A 20,860-nucleotide genomic window follows, 5' to 3' on the forward strand; every position below is an offset into this window, starting at 1 on the left:
AAGTAATTGCTGTCGGGGAAGGTTCTTAACCTTGCTCATCTCAGGGATGCTTGACTGAAGACCCGAAGCCTCCACTGGATACGGCGATGAAACCCAGCGCGCTTTCCCTCTCGGCCAAGATCGCCCTCATGGTGATCGGCGCCCTGGCCGCCCTGACCGCGATCCTGCTGGCGGTGGCCGTGGTGCTGCTGACCCGGGATGCAGAGGCCAGCGCCGCCGAACGCCAGGAGGCCAATATGCGCGTCGCCTGGGACGTGCTGGCCGATTACGGCGACGGATTTTCGGCGCGCGACGGCCGACTGTATGTCGGCTCCACGCCGATGAACGACTTCGTCGAACCGGTCGATCGGATCAAGGCCCTGGTGGGGGGCACGGCGACGGTCTTCATGGACGACCTGCGGGTCACGACCAATGTGGTCAAGGCAGACGGTTCGCGCGCCGTCGGCACCAAACTCAAGCCCGGCCCCGTCCATGACGCGGTGCTGAAGTCCGGCAAGCCCTATCGTGGTCAGGCCGACATCCTGGGCAAGCCCTATTTCGTCGCCTACGATCCCATCAAGAACGCCGCCGGCCAGACCATCGGCGTGCTGTATGTCGGCATTCCCAAGGCCGACTTCATGGCCTCGGTGAACCATATGATGGCCGGCCTGCTGATCTGCGGCGTCGTCGTCACCTTGCTGGTGGTGGGCGGCTGTCTGGTCGCCTCACGCCGCATGTTCTCGCCGCTGCAGGCCCTGTGCGAGCGGATGGAGGCCCTGCGTCAGGGCCGCACCGACTTCGACGCCCCCTGGGTCTCGCGCGGCGACGACATCGGCCAGATCGCGCGCGCCGTCATCGCCTTCCGCGACGCCGCCGTGCGCCAGAAGGCGACCGAGACCGAGGCCGAGGCGATGCGCGAAACCGCCCGCGCCACCCACGCCGCCAGCGAGGCCGAGCGCGAACGCCTGGCCAAGGAAGACGCTGTCGTGGTCGGGGCCCTGGGTCAGGGTCTGGCGGCCCTGGCGCGCGGCGACCTGAACCACCGCATCACCGCCAGCTTCGCCGAGCGCAGCCGAAAGCTGAAGGACGACTATAACACCGCCGCCGACACCCTGGCGGCCACCATGGCCGATATCGTCGATCTGGTCGGGGCGATGCGCGCCGGAACCGCCGAGGTGTCCACGGCCACCGACGACCTGTCGCGCCGCACCGAACGCCAGGCCGCCGCCCTGGAACAGACCGCCGCCGCCCTGGATCAGATCACCGTCACTGTCCGCAAGACGGCCGAGGGCGCCCGGTCCGCCGCCGAGATCACCGCCCAGGCGCGCGGCGGGGCCGGAACGCGCGAGCGGATCATCGCCGACACCACCGCCGCCATGGGCGAGATCGAGGCGACCTCGGGCCGGATCGGCGAGATCATCGGCGTCATCGACGAGATCGCCTTCCAGACCAATCTTCTGGCCCTGAACGCGGGCGTCGAGGCGGCGCGGGCCGGCGAGGCCGGTCGCGGCTTTGCGGTCGTGGCGTCGGAAGTGCGGGCCCTGGCGCAACGCTCGGCCGACGCCGCCCGAGAGATCAAGGGTCTGATCGCCGCCTCCAGCGCCAGCGTCGGCGAAGGCGCCCGGCTGGTGTCCCAGACCGGCGGCGCCCTGTCCGCCCTGATCAGTCAGGTAGCCGAGATCAACCAGCTGGCGGGCGAGATCGCCGCCTCGGCCAAGGAACAGGCCGTGGGCCTGGCCGAGATCAATGTCGCCGTGAACCAGATGGACCAGACGACCCAGCAGAACGCCGCCATGGTCGAACAGACCACCGCCGCCAACCAGGCGCTGAGCCAGGAGGCGGAGAAGCTGGCCGAACTGGTGTCGCGCTTCCGCATCGGCGAGCCAGGCGCGGACGGCTATTCGCAGGACGACCGGACCGTCTGGGCCGCCTGAGCCCAAGCCGGACAAGATCAAAAAAGGCCCGCTCGGCGATCACCGAGCGGGCCTTTCGTTATCAGACGCCTGTCAGGGCGCGGCGGATCAGGCCTGCATCATCCAGCCTTCGACATCCATGGCCGCCTGGCGGACGGCTTCCGAACGGGTCGGGTGGGCGTGGCAGGTGCGGGCGATGTCTTCCGAGGCGCCGCCGAAGCTCATGGTGATGGCGGCCTCGTGGATCATTTCGCCGGCCTGCGGGCCCATGATGTGGACGCCCAGGACCTTGTCGGTGGCGGCGTCGGCCAGCACCTTCACGAAACCGTCGGTCTCGTGGTTGATCTTGGCGCGGCTGTTGGCGGTGAAGGGGAATTTGCCCTTCTTGTAGGCGACGCCGGCCGCCTTCAGCTGATCCTCGGTCTGACCGACCCAGGCCACTTCGGGGAAGGTGTAGACGACGCTGGGCACCAGGGCGTAATCGACGTGGCCGTACTTGCCGGCGATGGTGTCGATCACGGCGACCGCGTCTTCCTCCGCCTTGTGCGCCAGCATCGGGCCGTGGGTCACGTCGCCGATCACCCAGACGCCGTCGGCGACCTTGAAGTGGTCATGGTCGATGAAGCCGCGCTTGTCCGGCGTGACGCCGATGGTCTCGAGACCCAGGCCCTCGGTGTAGGGGCGGCGGCCGATGGCGACCAGGACGACGTCGCCCTTGATGGTTTCGGCTGCGCCGCCGGCCGAAGGTTCGACCGTCAGTTCGACCCCGTCCTTGACCGGCTTGGCGCCCGTGACCTTGGCGCCCAGTTTGAAGACCATGCCCTGTTTGGTCAGTGTGCGCTGGAAGGCGGTGGCGACCTCGGTGTCCATGCCCGGCGTGATCCGGTCCAGGAACTCGACCACCGTCACCTCGGCGCCCAGGCGGCGCCAGACCGAACCCAGCTCCAGGCCGATGATGCCGGCGCCGATGACGATCAGCTTCTTCGGCACGGCCGGCAGCGACAGGGCGCCCGTGGAATCGATCACCTTGCCGTCCTCGAAGGCAACGCCGGGCAGGGGGGTGGGCTCCGAGCCGGTGGCGATGACGATGTTCCTGGCCTCAAGCGTCTGGACCGAACCGTCGGCGGCGGTCACCTCGACCTTGCCTTTGGCGACGATCTTGCCGCGGCCCTTGATCCAGTCGGCCTTGTTCTTCTTGAACAGGAATTCGATCCCCTTGGTCAGGGCGGTGACGCTGTCGTCCTTGGCCTTGTGCATCTGGCCCAGGTTCAGCTTGGGCTGAACCTCGATGCCGATCTTGGCGAACTCGCTGTTGGCGGCGTCGAACATTTCCGAGGCGTGGAGCAGGGCCTTGGACGGCATGCAGCCGACGTTCAGGCACGTGCCCCCCAGGGTGGCGCGCATCTCGACGCAGGCGACCTTGAGGCCCAGCTGGCCGGCGCGGATCGCGGCGTTATAGCCGCCGGGCCCTCCGCCGATGATGACGACGTCGTAGGGAACGGGGGCTTCGGCCATGATATCCTCTGGTCTTCTGGCGCGTGGGGGGCAGGCGGGCGGACACTAGCGCCGACCCCGCAGGGGTCAACCGCCGGGCGACATATGGGGCGCCGGAATCGACCTTTGCAGGGGGATGCGGCCGTCAGGAGGCGATTTCAGGCGCCGGTTCGTCCGTCTGGCCCGTATTTTCGCTCGCGTCCGCGTCCTGCTGCTCCGCGCGGGGCAGGGTGACGGAGACCTCCGCCCCTTCGCCCGGCGTGCTGTCGATCGCCAGGACGCCCGAGGACTGGCGCGCGAAGGCGAAGGCCTGCGACAGGCCGAGGCCGGCGGCGTCCGGCCGGGTGGTGAAGAAGGGCTCGGCCGCACGGCGCAGGGTGTCGGCGTCCATGCCGGGGCCGGAATCGCGCACGCTCAGTCTCAGGCTGTCGTCGGCCATCACCGCCAGCCGCACCGCGACCGAACCGACGCCGTTCGACGCCTCGACCGCGTTTCGCGTCAGGGCCAGCACCGCCGCCTCGAAGGCCGCCGGATCGATCCGGGCGAAGGCCGGTTGGGCCGGGGTTTCGATCATCAGGTCGATCGACGGCCCCGACAGCAGACGCAGCTTGGCCTCCAGGCCCGCCAGGAAGATCCCGACGTCCAGCCGCTGAAGATTGGTGCGGTCCTCGTCCTGCGAGAAGGCGCTGAGGCGGCGGGTCAGGCGTTCGCCGCGCTGACCGGCGGCCAGGGCCGCCTGGCCCAGGCGGCGAATGCGCTCGGGCTCGTCGGCATGGCGCAGCATCATGTCCAGGGCCGAGGTCATGACCCCCAGAAGGGCGTTGAAATCATGGGTCACGCCGCCGGCCAGACGGCCGACATTGGCCATGCGCCGTTCGGCCTCCAGCTCGGCGCGAACCGCCTGTTCGGCGCGCGCCGCCTCGGCGACCGTGTCCAGCAGCGCCTGATTATGGGCGGCCAGGATCTCGCTCTCACGGCGGGCGAAGTCCGCCTGGGCCGCTTGAAGGGCCTCGGCGACGGGGTCGAGCGGATCGTCCTGGCCGGCGTCGTCTTCCGGCGCATCGGACAGAGGGGCCGGTTCTGCGGTTTCGGAGCCGGTCTGCGCCGGGGCGATGTCGGCCAAGGGGACGCCGGCCAGCAGGACGGCGTCCGGACGATCCGTCTCGTCGGTCAGGGGCAGCAGGGTCCAGCGGATCCCCGCGCCGTCCGCGTCCACCGTCTCGATCGGCGCAGCCTCGCCGTCATCGGCGGTCAGGGCGGCGCGCAAGGCCTGGCGGCCCTCGGTGCGACGGTCGAGCGGAAGGAACAGGTCGGCGAAGTCGGAACCCGTCACCCCCTCGCCGCGCCCCAGCATGATCAGGGCGGCGCGGTTGGCCTGGCGGATGCGGCCGTCGGCGTCGACCACCACCAGGGCGCTGGAGGCGGCGTCGAACACCCGGTCGGCCAGGCTGGGCGGGGCGGCGGGCGGCGGCGGGGGCGGCGCCGGTTCGATGGCGGGGGTGGTCAGGACGTCGGTCTCGACGATGGCGGCGATGGAGCCGGTGATCTGGCCCCTTTCGTTCTCGATCGGCATGGCCGTGACCGAAACCAGCATCTTCTTGCGGGTCGCGGCGTTCATCATCAGATGCTGGAAGCCCCGCACCGTCTGACCACGCAGGGCGCGGGCGCTGGGCAGCAGATCGGCGGGGATCGGCTTGCCGTCCGGGAAGGTGATGCCCCAGGTCGCGGAATGGAAACGCAGGCCCAGCAGTTCGGCGTCGCGACGGCCCAGCAGCTGATGGGCGGCGCGGTTGGCGAAGACGAACTTGCCGGTGCTGTCGGTCTCGACCATGGCCACGGGCACGGCGTTCATCGTCTCGAACAGGCGTCTGTCCGAGGATTCGGCCACCTTCTGGACGATGTCGAGCTGGTCGCTTGCGCTGGCGTGGCGGGCGCCGTGGGTCACGGCGAACCAGAGGGCGACGGCCGCGAGGGCGTAGCCGACGACGGCCATGATGCCGAAGATCAGCGTCCAGTTGACCTCGCCTTCGAGAAACATTCGGTCGATCCGTTTCAATCTGGGGCGTCCGCCGCCCAGGTTCGCCAGGATCTGCAAGGGGCGAACCAGCGGAGCGGGGGGTGGTCTCCGATACCCAGACCTCATGACGAGGCCCGTCGTCAAGCCGCCGGGAAGCGCGGCGCGCATCGCCCATGAAAAAGGGCCGGACGTCGCCGTCCGGCCCTTTCTATGTCTAGGTTTCGGGGTCCTAGAGCTTGAAGCGGACGCCGACGAAGATGTTGTAGCCGAACTTCTCGTACTCGTAGGTGCGCTCGCGCGAGCCGTAGTAGCGAACCCCGGCCGAGTCGGTCAGGTTCTTGGCCTCGCCGAACAGTTCGACCCCGTTGCCGAAGTCATAGCTGGTGGTGAAGTCCAGCTGTTCGCGGCCCTCGACATAGAGGTCCAGATCGGCGTCGTCGGCGTTGATCTCTTCAAGATAGTCGCCACGCTTCGTGTAGGACAGGCGGGCGCTGAAGCCGGCCATTTCGTAGAAGAGGGCCGCATTATAGTTGCTGTCCGACTGGCCCGGCAGGGAGAAGGTATCGCGACCGCCATAGGATTGCGCCGTTTTGATCTCGGCGTCGGTCCAGGTGTAGTTGGCGAAGACGCCGAAGCCCGACAGCAGACCTGGCAGGAAGTCGAACTTGCGCTGCAGGTTCAGCTCCAGACCGGCCAGATGCCCGTCGGGGGCATTGATCGGGGTTTCGAAGTCCGCCTCGCCATCGGCGCCGAAGGCTTCGGTATATTTCAGGATGTACCGATAGTCGGTTAGATCCTTGTAGAAGGCGTTGGCCGAGACCACGCCCAGGCTGGTGAAATAGTATTCGAGGCCGACGTCGATATTGTTCGACAGCGTGGGCTGCAGGTCCGGGTTGCCGATCTCGTAGGAGATGTTCGAACCGTCGGTTTCCTCGATGCGACGCGGAACGATTTGACTGAACTCGGGCCGCGAGATCGACCGCGTCAGGGCGAAGCGACCGATCAGGTTGTCGGAGAAGCTGTGGCGCAGGGTCAGGTTGGGGAAGAACTCGGTATCGTCGCGGCTGACCTTGGCCATGTCGTAAGGATCGCTGCCGTCGTTATCGATCAAAGCGGCCGCCTCGCCGTCGAACTTGGTGTTCTCGACACGAAGACCGATGATGACGTTGGTCGCGCCCATGTCGAAACGTGCCTGGGCGTAGCCGGCCAGGATGTCTTCCTGGGCCGTGTAGTCCGCGGCGATCGAGTCGGGCAGGCGGATCGGGGACGCGGCGCGGGCGCTGGCGAAATAGGCGTCGGCCAAGTCAGCGTCGAACTTGAAGCCGAGGTCATAGTCGTAGTTGCGCGACGCGCGGTCGCTCAGCACCGAGGCCAGCGTGCCGGGGCTCGCCGAGGACGCGCGGTTGCGATAGCGCTGCTCATCCGCATTGATCTCGCGGCTGTTGAACTTGGCGCCGAACTTCCACGTCACATCGCGACCGGCGAACTGGCTGGGCAGCTCGAAGTTGGTCCTGAAGGCGACGTCTTCCTGCTTGGTGCTGTTCTCGCGGAAGGTGTTTTCGCGGAAGGAGAACTTGGTGGGGTCGCGGTAGAAGCCGGTCGCGTCGCTGAACACCGAATAGGTCGGCATATAGTGGTCGGTGGTGTTGTAGCTCAGCGTCGTGGCGCTGGAGCGATACAGCAGCTCATTGCGGTTCGGATAGGTCTGCTCGCTGTCCGCCCACGACAGGCTGGCGTCCCAGACCGCGCCGTTGTCGAATGTCTTTTCGCCGCCCGCGACCAGGGTGGTGATGTCATTCTTCTGGGTGCGGTGACGCAGCTGACGTGTGATGCGGGCGCCGGTGTAGGTTGCGCTGGTGTTCGTGGCGCCGGGTTGGAGCGTGCCGTCAGAATAGATGAGGCCCAGGGTGTTGCGGTATTCGTCGTCTTCGAACTGGGCGAACGATCCGCGCAGATAGGCGCGGAAATCGTCGGTCGGTCGCCATTCCAAGGCGCCGGTCACGGCCTGGCGGGTCCGCTTGGTCTCGTAGTCCTTGAACAGGGTCTCTTCGAGCACGAACACGTCGGCGCCGTTCTGCTCTTCCTTGACCCAGGCGTTCTCGACGTTGTCGGGGCGGCGGTTGGTTTCGGAATAGCTGACCGACAGCAGGGCGCCGAAAGTCTGGTCGGCGAAGACGTTCGACGCCGTGGCGCCCGCCCGGGTGTCGGAGCCGCCGTAGTCGTTATAGCTGCCGCCGGCGTAGCCGCTCACAGCCAGGCGACGACGGTCGAAGGGCGAACGGGTCTTGATGTTGACGGCGCCGGCGATGGAATCGGCTTCCTGGCTGGGCAGGAGCGTCTTGGAGACCTCGATGTTGGCGACGATGTCGCTGGGCAGGGTGTCCAGATCCACCGCGCGGGTGCCCGGATCGACGGCGGGAACCTGGACCCCATCCACCGAGACGGCGGTGAAGGCCGAGGGCGCGCCGCGGACGTTGATGTAGCGGCCTTCGCCCTGGTCGCGCTGGATGGCGATGCCTTGGACGCGCTGCAGGGATTCGGCGACGTTGGGGTCGGGATAGCGGCCGATGGCGTCGGCGGACAGGACATTGACCGTGCCGTCGGCGTTCTTCTGCTGGTTCAGCGACCGCGCCACACCGTCGGTGATGACGCCGGTGACGATCACGTCGCTGACGGTCGCGGCCTCGCCTGCGCCCAGCATGATCGACACTTCGGTTCCGCCCTGGACCACGCTGACGGTCTGGGTCGCCGAGGGCTGGCCGATATAGCGGACGTCAAGCACGGCCGTGCCGGTCGGCAGGACGAGATCGAACTCGCCCTGGGTGTTGGTCACGGCGCGTTGTCCGGTGGCTCGCACGATCACCTCGGCGCCCGGAAGCGCGTCCCCGGCGGCGTTGGTGACCCGGCCGTGAACGACTTCGCCGGCGACGGCGACCGAGGCGGCCAGGGCGGAGGCTTCATAGGCGTGGGCCGGTAGGGCGGCGGTCACAGCGGCGAGCGACGCGAGCGAAGCGCTCGCGAGGAGATGGAATTTCATGACGAGGTCCCCAATGTCGGGTTTGCTCCCGACGAATACAGCCGCGCTTACCCCCAGGCGGCGAAAGGATCGCGACGTTTTGGCGACGCTTGCCGCTCGTTTCCTTGTCGGTGAGATTGCGAATGATCCGATAACGTCCAAAATCATGCGATTTCGTCGTGCAAACGTCACAATATGTCCATTGACGCGCTGCGGAGCCTTGCCGATCAGGACGCAGCAGATTCTGTCGGGGGCCAGTCATGACGTTCAAGCCAGCCAAGATTCTAGCGGGCGTCTCGCTCGCGGCCCTGATGCTGACCGCCTGCGCGACCCGCGAGGTCGATTTCCAGGGCGAGGGCGAAGGCTTCGTCGGGCCGGGCGCGCCGGTCCAGGCCGTGCTGGAAACCCCCTCGGTCGGCACGGCCGGCCAGGACGCGGCGGACGATCCGGCCGTCTGGGCCTCGGCTGCGCCAGTCATGGTGATGGGCCAGGCCACTCAGGGCTTCGTGGCCGGGACGGACAAGAAGTCGGGCCTCTACATCTACGGTTTCGACGGCCGGATCCTGCAGTTCCTGCCGGAAGGCCTGCTGAACAATGTCGACCTGATCGAGGGATTGAACATCGACGGCCGGCCGCAGCTGGTGCTGGGCGCCAGCGACCGCACGCCGGGCAAGACGGGAATCTCGCTGTATCTGTTCGATCCGGCCGGGACCGGCCAGAACGCCGTCCGCCCCTGGGGCGCCATCGCCACCGACGTGATCGAGCCCTATGGCTTCTGTTTCGCGCGCCGGGGAGCCGAGGTTCACGCCGTCCTGGTGGGGCATGAGGGCGAACTGCGACAGTTCGTGCTGAGCGTCGACGCCGCCGGTCAGCCTGTCTCGCGCGAGGTGCGTCGCGCCGAGATCGGAACCATTTCCGAAGGCTGCGCCGCCGACGAGGCCACGAACGCCCTCTATATCAACGAGGAAAACGTCGGCCTGTGGCGCTATGGGCTCGACCCGGCGTCGGGCGCGGCGCGGACCCTGGTCCAGCCCATCGCCAAGGACGTCCTGGTCGCAGACGCCGAGGGGCTGACCACGCTGACGGATGGCGACAAACGCTATCTGATCGCGTCCAGCCAGGGCGATTCGACCTTCCCGGTCTGGCGCATCGACGGCGCCACGCCGCAGTACAAGGGCCGGTTCAAGATCGTGGACGGCGTGGTGGACGGCGTCACCGGCACGGACGGTCTGGCCGCCGCCAGCGGCGCGGTCGGTCCCTTCCCCGAAGGTCTGGTCGTCATCCAGGACGACGTGAACGACGTGGGCACCCAGAACTTCAAATATGTGGACTGGCGCGACATCCGCCGCGCCCTGGGCCTGTAATCCGGGGGCGGAAGCCCCTACTGATCCTCGTCGAACTTGCGCGCGACGAGGTCCGTCAGGGCCTCGATCGCCTCTTCGGCGTCTGCGCCCTCGGCCGAGACTTCGATGCTGCAGCCGATGCCGGCGCCCAGCATCAGCAGGCCCATGATCGAACGGGCGTCCACCGAGACGCCGTCGCGGGTGACATGGATCTCGCTGTCGAAACTGGAGGCCAGTTTGACGAACTTGGCCGAGGCGCGGGCGTGCAGGCCGCGCGTATTGCAGATGTCGAGAGTCGTCTTCACGCTCATTTTTCGCCCGCGAGCACCCAGGACGCCACCGAGATGTATTTGCGCCCGGCGTCCTGGGCGTGGGCCACGCAGGCCTCCAGGGTCTCGCGCCCGCGCACGCTGGCCAGCTTGATCAGCATGGGCAGGTTCAGGCCGGCGATGACCTCGGCGTGGGTCTGTTCCATCACCGATATCGCCAGGTTGGAGGGGGTGCCGCCGAACATGTCGGTCAACAGGATCACCCCGTCGCCGTCGTTCACGGCGGCGGCGGCGTCGACGATGTCGCGACGGCGCCGCTCCATGTCGTCATCCGGCCCGATGCATATGGCCGCGACGCCGCGCTGCGGCCCGACCACATGCTCCATCGCCGAAAGAAACTCCGAGGCCAGTCCCCCATGGGTGACGATAACCAGGCCAATCATGAGAACTTCACTCGCATCCCGCCCTGAACCGTCCCCGGACCTCCCCGCGCCCGCCAGGGAGGCCGGACGCATCCGTTTTGGACCGCAAGGGGCGTGTCATAGACCCGTTATGCGCGGGTTCAAAGCGTCTGAAGCGCGACTGCGACCATCTCGACGGCCGAGGCGGGGCGGGAGTCCAGCGCCAGCAGGGGCAGGTCGATCCCGCAGAAGCGCCGTGTCTGCGGCTCCGGAAGCCGTTCGACCGCCTCGGGAACACAGGCGACGGCCAGGACGACTCTGGCGACCAGCCGTGTCCTGACGGACACGATTCCGACCCCGCGCGCCTCGATCCGGCCGGCGATGGCGGCCGGGGCGGTCGCATGAAGCGCGCCGCCGGACGCCCAGACCCGGGTATAGTCGTCGCTGACCAGCCGCCAGCCCCGCCCGATCAGCCGCAGGGCCAGATCGCTCTTGCCGGCGCCCGACGGACCCAGGATCATCACCGCCGTCCAGGCCCCGTCCCGGCGGACGGCGACCGTGGTGGCGTGAACGGGCGACGGGTCGATCATGAGCGACGACCGGGCGACGCGGCGGACGGCAGGCCGATCTCGAACCGGGCGCCGATCACCTGGCCGTCTGCGCCGATCCGGTTGTCGGCCGTGACGCGGCCGCCATGCGCCTCGACGATCTGGCGGACGATGGACAGGCCCAGGCCCGAGTTGGAGCCGAAGGCCGCCCCCTTGGGCCGCGAGGTGTAGAAGCGCTCGAACACCGTCTCCAGATTTTCGGGCGGGATCCCCGGCCCCTGATCCTCAACCCTGATGCGGATGGGTAGGTCGCCCTCGACCTCTTCCAGCACGACCCGAACCTCGCCGCCGGCGGGGCTGAAGGAGCGGGCGTTGTCGATCAGGTTGCGGAACACCTGTCCCAGGGGGCCGTCGCGGCCGGCGACCCGGAGGCCCTGGGTCGGAGGTTCGAACCGGACGGGAACATCATCCGGCCGGGCGGTGGTCTCATAGACGCCGACGATATCGGCCAGCAAACGGTTCAGTTCGATGGCGCGGGGCCGGTCGCGCGACAGTTCGGCGTCCAGACGCGAGGCGTTGGAGATGTCGGTGATCAGCCGGTCCAGCCGGCGCACATCCTGTTGCAGCAGATTGGTCAGCTTCTCCCTCTGGGCGTCGGTCTTGACCAGGGGCAGGGTCTCCAGGGCCGAGCGGATCGAGGTCAGGGGGTTCTTGATCTCGTGCGACACATCGGCGGCGAACCGTTCGATGGCGTCCATCCGCGTGGACAGGGTGTCGGTCATCGATTCCAGCGACCGGGCCAGGTCGCCGATCTCGTCCTTGCGCTCCTCCAGGTCGGGCAGGGAGATGGCGCGGGCGCGCTGAAGCCGGACCTGGTCCGCCGCCGCCGCCAGCCTCAAGACCGGCCGCGCCACGAACAGATGCAACAACAGGGACGCCAGCAGGTTCACGGCCAGGGCCACCAGGGCGAAAGGCACCAGGGCGCGTCTCTGATCGTCCAGAATCTCATCGACATTGCCGGCTTCCAGGGTCAGCACGCCCAGCACCTGGCGGACATGCCGGATGGGGATGGAGACGGAGACGACGCGGTCGCCGGATTCGTTGCGCCGGACGGTCGTCTGCGGTTCTCCGGCCAGGGCGCGCTCGACCTCGGCGGCGACCTCGGCCTCGACAGCCTTCTTGTGTTCGGCGTCGCGAAGGCTCTTCTGGGCGATCTCCCCGGAGGGGGGCGTGCCGGCGGGACGCGCAGGCGGCAGGACTTGGCCGGGGATGTTCTCGGTCACCTCGTAGCTGTCGATGACCGGCAGGCCGTTGATGTCGTACAGGCGAACCCGCTGGCCGTTCGGGACGAAATTGTCGCGCAGCCATTTCGCCGCCTCGCCCACGTCCAGCTCCGGGGTCGGCACGCCCCGGCTGATGCCCAGTTCGCCCAGGACATTGCCCAGCAGTTCGGCCTGGACGGTCAGCGATTCCTGACGCGCCTGGATCAGCCCCTGACGCCATTCGTTCAGAACGAGGGCTCCGCCGAACAGGATCAGCAGGCTGAGAAGGTTGAGCGCCAGAATGAAGCCGCCCAGCCGCGAACCGCCGAAGCGGAACCTCGGCCGGCGGACAGGTTCCTCGTCGGGCTCGCGCCCGACGGGAAGATCAACTTTCGCGGTAGCGGTAGCCGACGCCATACAGGGTCTCGATCGCGTCGAACTCATTGTCCACGGCGCGGAACTTCTTGCGCATCCGCTTCACGTGGCTGTCGATGGTGCGGTCGTCGACATAGACCTGGTCGTCGTAGGCGGCGTCCATCAGGTTGTCGCGGCTCTTCACGAAGCCGGGGCGCTGGGCCAAGGCCTGCAGCAGCAGGAATTCGGTGACGGTCAGCTTCACCGGCTTGCCGTCCCAGGTGGATTCGTGACGGGCCGGATCCATGCTCAGCTTGCCGCGCTTGATCGCCTTGCCCGAAACCTCGGCCGAGGGTTCGGGGTCGATACCGTCGGCGCCGGTGCGGCGCAGCAGGGCCTTGACCCGTTCGATCAGCAGACGCTGGCTGAAGGGTTTGTGGATATAGTCGTCGGCGCCGAGGTTGAAGCCGAGGATCTCGTCGATCTCCTCGTCCTTGGACGTCAGCATGATGACGGGAATCTGCGACGTCTGACGCAGGCGGCGCAGCACCTCCATCCCGTCCATGCGCGGCATCTTCACGTCGAGGATGACAAGGTCGGGCGGCGCGCTTTCCAGCGCGGCGAGACCTGAGGCTCCGTCGTGATAGGCCGTGATCTTGTGGCCGTGGCTTTCCAGCGCCAGCGAGACGGACGCCACGATGTTCTCGTCGTCATCGACCAGGGTGATGTTGGCCAAGGTTGTCTTCTCCTGAACTTCCCGTTCCCGCGAACGAGAACGCACGGCAAGCGTAACCGTTCGATCACGGTCACATTAGGGCTAAGGCAGATGGGCCGCCAACCCGGATGTTTCAACGATAGCCGGGTTCGTTTCCAACGGCGCGATGAAAATTCGTCGTGAAAACCCCCCTTTAAAGCCTTGGCCCTCAATGATCCCGGATGGCCGGTCCGATCCACTACGAAGTCTATGTCCGAAAGACCGCTCCGGCGGGCTGGACCCTGTTGATCGCCACCGAGGACCGCAAACACGCCCTGGAAACGGCCGAGGACCAGCTGCGCGACCGGCTGGCCGCCGCCGCCCGCGTCACCAAGGAGACGCTGGATCCGGACACGATGGAGTTCAACAGCCTCAACATCCTGACGATCGGCGCGCCCGAGGAGAGGAAGAAGCCCAAGACTGTCGAGGCCGTTCGCCCGGCGTGCAGCGCCCCGGCCGAACTCTATACGCCCCACGCCCGCGCCCTGATCGGCCGTGTTCTGGAGGACTGGCTGAAGCGCCAGGGGGCGACGGCGTTCGAACTCCTGCACCGGCCAGACCTGGCCGAGCGACTCGACGCCTCCGGCGTGGAGCTTCAGCACGCCGTCCAGAAGGTCGCCGTGCCGGAAAGCCAGGCCAGCGGCCAGGACCTGCACAGCGTCGTGCGCCACTACCAGCGGCTATCGGAGGATGCGGTCGCACGGCTGCTGAAGGCGGGCCGCTCGGGCCTGTTTCCGTCCTTGGAAAAACGGTCGATCGCCGAGCTGGCGCAGGGGTTGAGCGGATCGGCGGACCGCGCCTTCGTCATGGGCGGCGTCGTCGCCCAGGCCCTGGCCGACCGCAAGGGGGCGCGGGACCGGCTGGACGGCCTGATGGACATGATCGACGCCGCGCCGCCGGCCGGGCCGGCGCGCGGGCTCGTCGTGGGCGCCGTCGAACAGATCGCGGCCGAAATGCTGGCGGTGCGCGCCAACCTGGCGGAAATCCTGGGCCCGTCTCTGGACCACGGCGCCAGCCTGGCCGCAGTGGTGCGCATGGTGGCCCCCCGAGAGGTCGAACGGCTGATCGGTCTGGATCCCCGCATGGCCCTGATGACGCCGGCGGTCGAAGGTCCCGCCGCACGACTGGGCGCGCGCCTGGCGGGGGGCGAGCTCCCGCAGCTGTCGGCGTCCCTGGCGCGGATGGTGACGCGCGAACTGGCCAGCCCGCGGCGGCTGCGGCCCAACGACCCGGTGGGGGAGATCGACATCCTGCGCACCCTCGCCATGGCCCTGACGGCGGCGGCGGGCCGGCTTCTGACCTTGGAAGAGGTGCAGAACGCCTTCGTCGACCGATCCAAGAGCCTGGTCACGCCCGATTTCGTCGGCGCCTATGTCCGCCAATGCCCGACCGCCCTGTCCGAGGCCGAACTGCTGACGCGGCTGTGCGAGAACGTCACCGGAGGGGCCAACAAGCGGGCGGCGGCGCGCTGGCTCAGCGCCTGCGTGGCCTCCGTCCGGCTGGAAAGCGAGATGCGCCAGTCGGCGCCGGGCGGCCCCAGCGTGTCGCAGAAGCTGCTGGTCCTGGCGCGACTGCAGCGGTCGGTGCGGGCCGTGCAGCTGGGCGAACTGGATGAAAGACAGATTTCGACGGCCATCGGCGCCCTGGGCGGAACCCTGGAGGCGGACGCAGGGCTGCTGGCCCAGATCGGCCGGGCCCAGGCCACGCCGGTTCAGAAGCTGACGGCCCTGATGAAGATGACCAACGGCGAGACCGCGCCCCTGGGGCCGGCCGCGGACCGCGCCCGCGCCGAGGCGGTCAAGATGCTGCGAATTCCCGAAATCCGCGAGGCGGCGGACGCCGATACGGAAGCGTCTGCGGCGCTGCAGAGCCTGATGCAGGCGGCCCGGCTGAAGGTCTGAGCCTCAGTCGAAGATGTCGAAGATGCTGTCGCGTTTCTTCTTCTTGTAGCGATAGTCGTCGTCCCGATGGCGATCATCGCCGCGCCGGTCGTCCCTATAGCCCCGGTCGTCGGCATAGGGCCGCCCCCCGCCCCAGGGCTGGGACTGGGGTTGGACAGGCGCGACATGGGCTTGAGGCTGAGCCTGGGGGGCGGCGGGGGCCGCGGACGCGCGACCGTCTTCGGCCGCCGAGGCCATCAGTTTTTCCAACTCGCCGCGGTCCAGCCAGACGCCGCGGCAGGCGGGGCACATGTCGAACTGCACGCCGTCCCGATCCAGCGTCTGCATGGCGGAATTGTCGTTCGGGCACATCAGAAGAGGCATCGGGGCTCCAGATCAGTCAGGAATCGGTCGGTTCGGGCGTCGGCGCGACCGGCCCAGAGGGGGGCACAGACCTATCGCGCCGACGCATCCGTGCGGTCCGACATCGCGTCGATACGAGGCGGCGAAAGGAAGACGCCGGATCGCGAAGACGCCAGAGGGGCCCGTTCCGCAGGATCCAAGCTAGGCGCCCGGCCGGCTCGCCGCCATGCGTCGTGGCGCCACAGGCCTTCCCCGCTCAGCAGACCTGACCGGCGGCCCAGCCGGAGGACCAGGCCCACTGGAAATTATAGCCGCCCAGCCAGCCGGTGACATCGACCGCCTCGCCGATGAAATAGAGGCCGGGAACCGTTTTGGCGGCCAGAGTCTGTTGGTCCAGGGCGGCGGTGTCGATCCCGCCCAGGGTCACTTCTGCGGTGCGATAGCCTTCGGACCCGACCGGCTTGACGCTCCAGGCATTGACCGCCTGATCCAGCCGCCGCAGCGTCGCGTCGGACAGATCGGCCAGATTGCCCGCCGCGCCTTCCCGCTCGCACAGGCTTTCCGCCAGCCGCCGGGGCACGATATGGCCCAGGGCCGTGTGGACGGCCTGGCGGCCGTTGGCGGTCTTGGCGGCCTTGAGCTCGTCGAAGACATTGCGCCCCGGCGCCATGGCCGCGACGATGGCCTCGCCCTCGCGCCAATAGGAACTGATCTGCAGGATGGCCGGACCGCTGAGGCCGCGATGGGTGAACAGCATGGCCTCGCTGAAACTGGCCTTGCGCGCCTTGGCCCCTTCGGGCGCCGAGGCGACGCGCGCGTCCACCGCCACGCCGGCCAGCGGGATCAGGGTCTCAAGCAGGCCGGCCTCGAAGGTCAGGGGAACCAGGGCCGGGCGGGTGTCGGTGACGCGAATATCGAACTGGCGCGCGACCTCATAGGCCCAGCCGGTGGCGCCCATCTTGGGGATCGACTTGCCGCCGGTCGCCACGACCAGGGCCGTCGCCGTGACCTGGGTTCCGTCCGACAGATCGACGCTCCAGTCCTCGCCGGACTTGGTTAGGCGGTCGACGCCGGTCTTCATCTTCAGGGTCACGCCCGCCGCCGCCATGTCGTCGGTGAGCATGCGGACGATCTGTTTGGCGCTGTCGTCGCAGAACAGCTGGCCCAGCGTCTTCTCGTGCCAGGCGATGCCGGCCCGATCCACGCGCTTGACGAAGTCGTGCTGGGTGTAGCGACGCAGGGCCGAGGTGGCGAACCGGGGGTTCTCACCCAGGAAATTCGCCGGCCCGCAGCCCAGATTGGTGAAATTGCACCGACCGCCGCCGGAGATGCGGATCTTCTCGCCGGGATTGGCGGCGTGATCGACCACCAGAACCCGACGTCCGCGACGCCCGGCCTCGATCGCGGCCGTCATCCCGGCCGCGCCGGCCCCGACGACGAGGACGTCGTAAGACGCCCTCGTCATTTGGAACCTCGCGGTTCCGGCCTCGGGGAGAGCTTAGTAACGGTAGTGGTCCGCCTTGAACGGGCCTTCGACCGGCACGTTGATATAGTCGGCCTGGTCCTGGGTCAGGACGGTCAGCTTGGCGCCCAGCTTGGCCAGGTGCAGCAGGGCGACCTTTTCATCCAGGTGCTTGGGCAGGGTGTAGACCTGGTTCTGATAGGACTTGGCGTTGGTCCACAGTTCGATCTGGGCCAGGGTCTGGTTGGTGAAGGAGGCCGACATCACGAAGGACGGGTGGCCCGTGGCGTTGCCCAGGTTCACCAGACGGCCTTCCGACAGCAGGATGATCTTCTTGCCGTCCGGGAATTCGATGTGGTGGACCTGCGGCTTGATCTCGTCCCACTTGAAGTTCTTCAGGCCGGCGACCTGAATTTCCGAGTCGAAGTGGCCGATGTTGCAGACGATGGCGTTGTTCTTCATCTGCCGCATGTGTTCGACCGTGATGACGTCCTTGTTGCCAGTCGTCGTCACATAGATGTCGGCGCGGCCGGCGCTGTCGTCCAGGGTCTGGACCTCATAGCCTTCCATCGCGGCCTGAAGCGCGCAGATCGGGTCGATTTCGGTCACGATCACGCGTGCGCCGCCCTGGCGCAGCGAGGCGGCCGAGCCCTTGCCCACGTCGCCGTAACCGCAGACCACGGCGACCTTGCCCGACAGCATGACGTCGGTGCCGCGACGGATGGCGTCGACCAGGGATTCACGGCAGCCGTACAGGTTGTCGAACTTGGACTTGGTGACGCTGTCGTTGACGTTGATGGCGGGGAAGGGCAGTTCGCCCTTTTCGGCCATCTGATACAGGCGGTGAACGCCCGTGGTCGTCTCTTCCGACACGCCGCCGATGGCGTCGCGGATGGCCGAGTAGAAGCCGGGCTTTTCGGCGATGTAGCGTTTCATCACCTTGAAGAGGGCTTCTTCCTCTTCGTTCTGGGGATTGGCCAGGACCGAGATGTCCTTCTCGGCCTTGGGACCGAGCACGCACAGCAGGGTCGCGTCGCCGCCGTCGTCCAGGATCAGGTTCGGATAGCCGCCGTCAGCCCATTCGAAGATCTTGTGCGCGTAGTCCCAGTATTCTTCCAGGGTCTCGCCCTTGGTGGCGAAGACCGGGGTGCCCGAGGCGGCGATGGCGGCGGCGGCGTGGTCCTGGGTCGAGAAGATGTTGCACGAGGCCCAGCGCACTTCGGCGCCCAGGGCTTCCAGCGTCTGGATCAGAACGGCCGTCTGGATGGTCATGTGCAGGCTGCCGGCGATCCGGGCGCCCTTCAGCGGCTGGCTGGCGCCGAACTCTTCGCGCAGGGCCATCAGGCCCGGCATTTCCGTCTCGGCGATCGCGATTTCCTTCTTGCCCCAATCGGCCAGAGAAATGTCGCGGATGATGTAGTCGGTCATGGGGGCTCCTGGCCGCAGGGGACTTTCCAGCCCTCATAGCCTGTGGAGCATGAAGGAGCAATAAACACATAAGGATATCCTTATATGCATTATGCCCGATGTCGGGCTGAGGGTTTTCTTAAGCGATCCCCGTTAGGGAGTACGGCATGGAACGCCGCGCTCTTCTCGGTCTCGCCCTTGTCGCGACGGCCGCCGCCTCGACTCCCGCCCGCGCCTCGTCGAGCGGCGGCGCCGCCCCGTCGGCCGACACCTATTTCCGCCTGCCGGTGGTCACGGGCTCGATCCCGCGTCCCGGCGGCCGGCGCGGCGTCCTGTCGGTCGAAGTCGGCGTGGATGTGCCCGACGCGGCCCTGCGCACCCGGGCCCAGCAGTCTGCGCCGCGTCTGCGCGCCGCCTACAACACCGCCGTCCAGCGGTTCGCCACCGGCCTGCGTCCGGGCGCCGCGCCGAACATCGACCAGCTGGCCGCAGATCTGCAGGCCGCCACCAACACCACCCTGGGCCGCGCCGGGGCCCGGGTCCTGCTCGGCACGGTGATGGCGCTCTAGGCCGCGGCTGACCGGCCTCAGCCGACGCGGGGCGACTTCAGGCGGCGCTTGTTCGAATGGGTCGGCGGCGCCGCGCCCAGATCCTCGGGCACCTCGCCCTTGAAGTAGTAACGCTGCCAGGCCTCCTTGGCCGCGTCGGGATCGCCGCCGGCCAGACGCTGGTTGAAGTCGGTGCGGGCGCGGTTCCAGGCCTCGAACTGGCCCTTCATCACCGGGTTGGATTCCAGGGTGCGGATCACCGGCTGGAACTGCTCCACCTTCTTGTGCTCGATCAGATTGATGAAGCAGAAGGGTTCCCCTTTCTCGAACTTCACCCGGCCCGGCCGCGTGAAGATCCAGTTCATGGTGAAGGGGAAGGGCAGCCAGTCGGTCTCGATCAGACCGACCAGGGGCTGAATCCCGTCCTTCAGGTGATTGGGCGAACCGGAGCACATCATCCCCCAGCCCGGCGGGGTGCGGAACAGATACTGCGGGTGCATGGTCAGGACCCCGCGCGAAAAGTGCGAGGTGACGAAATGGTCCAGGTCGTGCTGGGGCCGGTCGGGCGTGATGACGATGTCTTCCTGGCGCGGCCCGCCGTTCCACTCGGCCGTGAAGCCGAACGGGCACAGGATCTCCCACCCGGTGGTGTTGGCCATGTTCAGCGGCAGGCACCGATAGGGGTGGCGGCTGATGAAGGCGTCCATCCAGTTGCGCGACTGGCGGCCGGGCACCAGGTCCGGCGGCCGGGCCGTCATCGGATAGCATTCCAGTTCCAGCGGGCGCGTCTGCACGGTATCGACCATGCGTCTTCCTAACGCTGCAAACGCGACTGCTCAACCATGACCCCAGACCTTGCGCCTGAACCCGCTTTCGACCGCGAGACCCTGACCGCCTGGCTGGCCGAACACGGCGTGGCCCACACGAGCCACGATCACCCGGCCGTCTTCCGCGTTAAGGAAGGCCTGGACCTCAAGGCCGACCTGCCCGGCGCCCACACCAAGAACCTGTTTCTCAAGGATCACAGAGGCCGGCTCTGGCTGATTTCGGCCCGCCAGGACACGGTCATCGACCTGAAGCGCGCCGCGACCGCCATAGGGGCGGGCCGGCTGTCGTTCGGCAACGAAGCCCTAATGTGGGAGACGCTGGGCGTCCGCCCGGGTTCGGTCACGGCCCTGGGTCTGATCAACGACGTCGAGCGCCGCGTGACCTTCGTCCTGGACCGGCGGCTGTGGGACGCCGACATCGTCAACTTCCATCCCCTGGTCAATACGGCGACCACGTCTCTGGAACAGGCGGCCTTCCGCCGGGTGATGGCGGTCTGGGAGCGAGAGCCGATCGTGTTGGATTTCGGCGCCCTGACGGGTTGAAGCCCGGTTCCGGGGCGGAGCGCGCGTCGAAAGGCGGGAACCGACGTTCGATGACCCGTCTCTCTTCCTGACCGGCTCGAAGTCCGCTACCGGCACAGAGGATCGCACGGCGATACTGTGCGTCCTGAGGCATGCGTATGTTTGGACCCAAGCCCGTTTCTCAGCCGGACCGACGCGGCGAACCCCGTCGGGCGGTCAATGCGCGGGGCGTCGTCTGTGCGCCGGGTGTGGAGACGGCCTGCGTGATCGTCGATCTGTCGGACGGCGGCCTGAAGCTCAGGCTCGACCGGGGCGCGGCCCTGCCGCCCGAGGTGGTGGTGGTGGATATTGCGGAGGCGGTGGCCTATCCGGCGACGGTGGTCTGGCAGAAGGGGCAGGAGGCCGGGCTGAGGCAGACCGGGGCCAAGTCCCTGCGCGGCCTGGCCCCAGCGCGGCTGATCGGGGCCCGCGACGCCTGGATCAGGGCCGGCGGGCGCTGAG

At 67.7% G+C, this 20,860-nt stretch carries 18 protein-coding genes; 6 read left to right on the forward strand and 12 right to left on the reverse strand.

Going from position 1 to position 20,860, the window contains the following annotated elements:
* The first annotated feature begins 86 nt into the window (after positions 1-86).
* Complete coding sequence (locus GGR11_RS11515) at positions 87-1,913, forward strand: methyl-accepting chemotaxis protein (RefSeq protein ID WP_183197135.1); 1,827 nt, start codon at positions 87-89, stop codon at positions 1,911-1,913.
* 87 nt (positions 1,914-2,000) lie between these two features.
* Here the strand turns inward: GGR11_RS11515 and lpdA are convergent, their stop codons facing one another.
* The 3 genes from lpdA to GGR11_RS11530 all read right to left on the reverse strand — a co-directional run bounded on the left by lpdA (position 2,001) and on the right by GGR11_RS11530 (position 8,440).
* Positions 2,001-3,407 carry a dihydrolipoyl dehydrogenase gene (gene lpdA / locus GGR11_RS11520; protein WP_183197137.1) on the reverse strand — a complete coding sequence of 469 codons (1,407 nt, stop codon included), beginning with the start codon at positions 3,405-3,407 and terminating at the stop codon, positions 2,001-2,003.
* Between the two features lie 124 nt (positions 3,408-3,531).
* Positions 3,532-5,424 (reverse strand): PAS domain-containing sensor histidine kinase, encoded by a 1,893-nt coding sequence (locus GGR11_RS16895; RefSeq protein ID WP_183197139.1) that lies wholly within the window; start codon positions 5,422-5,424, stop codon positions 3,532-3,534.
* A 208-nt stretch (positions 5,425-5,632) separates the two neighbouring features.
* On the reverse strand, positions 5,633-8,440 hold the full coding sequence (locus GGR11_RS11530; RefSeq protein WP_183197141.1) for a TonB-dependent receptor: 2,808 nt from the start codon (positions 8,438-8,440) through the stop codon (positions 5,633-5,635).
* A 239-nt stretch (positions 8,441-8,679) separates the two neighbouring features.
* On the opposite strand from GGR11_RS11530, the gene GGR11_RS11535 reads away from it, so the two are divergent.
* Positions 8,680-9,783 (forward strand): phytase, encoded by a 1,104-nt coding sequence (locus GGR11_RS11535; RefSeq protein WP_183197143.1) that lies wholly within the window; start codon positions 8,680-8,682, stop codon positions 9,781-9,783.
* A 17-nt stretch (positions 9,784-9,800) separates the two neighbouring features.
* Here the strand turns inward: GGR11_RS11535 and GGR11_RS11540 are convergent, their stop codons facing one another.
* The 5 genes from GGR11_RS11540 to GGR11_RS11560 all read right to left on the reverse strand — a co-directional run bounded on the left by GGR11_RS11540 (position 9,801) and on the right by GGR11_RS11560 (position 13,332).
* A complete protein-coding gene (locus GGR11_RS11540) occupies positions 9,801-10,073 on the reverse strand; it encodes an HPr family phosphocarrier protein (RefSeq protein ID WP_008262858.1) in 273 nt (90 codons plus the stop codon).
* Positions 10,070-10,474 (reverse strand): PTS sugar transporter subunit IIA, encoded by a 405-nt coding sequence (locus GGR11_RS11545; protein ID WP_008262883.1) that lies wholly within the window; start codon positions 10,472-10,474, stop codon positions 10,070-10,072. Before GGR11_RS11545 ends, GGR11_RS11540 begins: the two co-directional genes overlap by 4 nt.
* Positions 10,475-10,593: 119 nt before the next feature.
* Positions 10,594-11,022: an HPr kinase/phosphorylase gene (locus tag GGR11_RS11550; protein WP_183197144.1), complete on the reverse strand. Its 429-nt coding sequence runs from the start codon at positions 11,020-11,022 to the stop codon at positions 10,594-10,596.
* Positions 11,019-12,659, reverse strand: coding sequence for a stimulus-sensing domain-containing protein (locus tag GGR11_RS11555; RefSeq protein WP_183197146.1), 1,641 nt, complete (start codon positions 12,657-12,659; stop codon positions 11,019-11,021). Before GGR11_RS11555 ends, GGR11_RS11550 begins: the two co-directional genes overlap by 4 nt.
* Positions 12,628-13,332, reverse strand: coding sequence for a two-component response regulator ChvI (locus tag GGR11_RS11560; protein ID WP_183197148.1), 705 nt, complete (start codon positions 13,330-13,332; stop codon positions 12,628-12,630). Before GGR11_RS11560 ends, GGR11_RS11555 begins: the two co-directional genes overlap by 32 nt.
* Positions 13,333-13,532: 200 nt before the next feature.
* Here GGR11_RS11560 and GGR11_RS11565 point away from each other — a divergent pair, with 200 nt between their 5' ends.
* Positions 13,533-15,251 carry a hypothetical protein gene (locus GGR11_RS11565; RefSeq protein WP_183197150.1) on the forward strand — a complete coding sequence of 573 codons (1,719 nt, stop codon included), beginning with the start codon at positions 13,533-13,535 and terminating at the stop codon, positions 15,249-15,251.
* A 3-nt stretch (positions 15,252-15,254) separates the two neighbouring features.
* Here GGR11_RS11565 and GGR11_RS11570 read toward each other — a convergent pair whose 3' ends face one another.
* The 3 genes from GGR11_RS11570 to ahcY all read right to left on the reverse strand — a co-directional run bounded on the left by GGR11_RS11570 (position 15,255) and on the right by ahcY (position 18,483).
* Positions 15,255-15,614 carry a TFIIB-type zinc ribbon-containing protein gene (locus GGR11_RS11570; protein WP_183197152.1) on the reverse strand — a complete coding sequence of 120 codons (360 nt, stop codon included), beginning with the start codon at positions 15,612-15,614 and terminating at the stop codon, positions 15,255-15,257.
* A 235-nt stretch (positions 15,615-15,849) separates the two neighbouring features.
* Positions 15,850-17,058 carry a BaiN/RdsA family NAD(P)/FAD-dependent oxidoreductase gene (locus GGR11_RS11575; RefSeq protein WP_183197154.1) on the reverse strand — a complete coding sequence of 403 codons (1,209 nt, stop codon included), beginning with the start codon at positions 17,056-17,058 and terminating at the stop codon, positions 15,850-15,852.
* A gap of 33 nt (positions 17,059-17,091) precedes the next feature.
* Positions 17,092-18,483: an adenosylhomocysteinase gene (ahcY, locus tag GGR11_RS11580; RefSeq protein ID WP_008261797.1), complete on the reverse strand. Its 1,392-nt coding sequence runs from the start codon at positions 18,481-18,483 to the stop codon at positions 17,092-17,094.
* Between the two features lie 146 nt (positions 18,484-18,629).
* Between ahcY and GGR11_RS11585 the strand changes: the two genes are divergently transcribed.
* Positions 18,630-19,031, forward strand: coding sequence for a Tat pathway signal protein (locus tag GGR11_RS11585; protein WP_183197156.1), 402 nt, complete (start codon positions 18,630-18,632; stop codon positions 19,029-19,031).
* Between the two features lie 17 nt (positions 19,032-19,048).
* On the opposite strand, the gene GGR11_RS11590 is transcribed toward GGR11_RS11585, so the two are convergent.
* Entirely contained in the window at positions 19,049-19,816 is a 768-nt protein-coding gene (locus tag GGR11_RS11590) for a DUF6065 family protein (RefSeq protein ID WP_008263111.1), read from the reverse strand.
* A 36-nt stretch (positions 19,817-19,852) separates the two neighbouring features.
* Between GGR11_RS11590 and GGR11_RS11595 the strand changes: the two genes are divergently transcribed.
* Complete coding sequence (locus GGR11_RS11595; protein WP_183197158.1) at positions 19,853-20,380, forward strand: prolyl-tRNA synthetase associated domain-containing protein; 528 nt, start codon at positions 19,853-19,855, stop codon at positions 20,378-20,380.
* Positions 20,381-20,511: 131 nt separating this feature from the next.
* Positions 20,512-20,859: a PilZ domain-containing protein gene (locus tag GGR11_RS11600; protein WP_052005148.1), complete on the forward strand. Its 348-nt coding sequence runs from the start codon at positions 20,512-20,514 to the stop codon at positions 20,857-20,859.
* Position 20,860: the final 1 nt, after the last annotated feature.

The organism is Brevundimonas mediterranea, assembly GCF_014196125.1.
GTDB classification, from domain to species: Bacteria; Pseudomonadota; Alphaproteobacteria; order Caulobacterales; family Caulobacteraceae; genus Brevundimonas; species Brevundimonas mediterranea.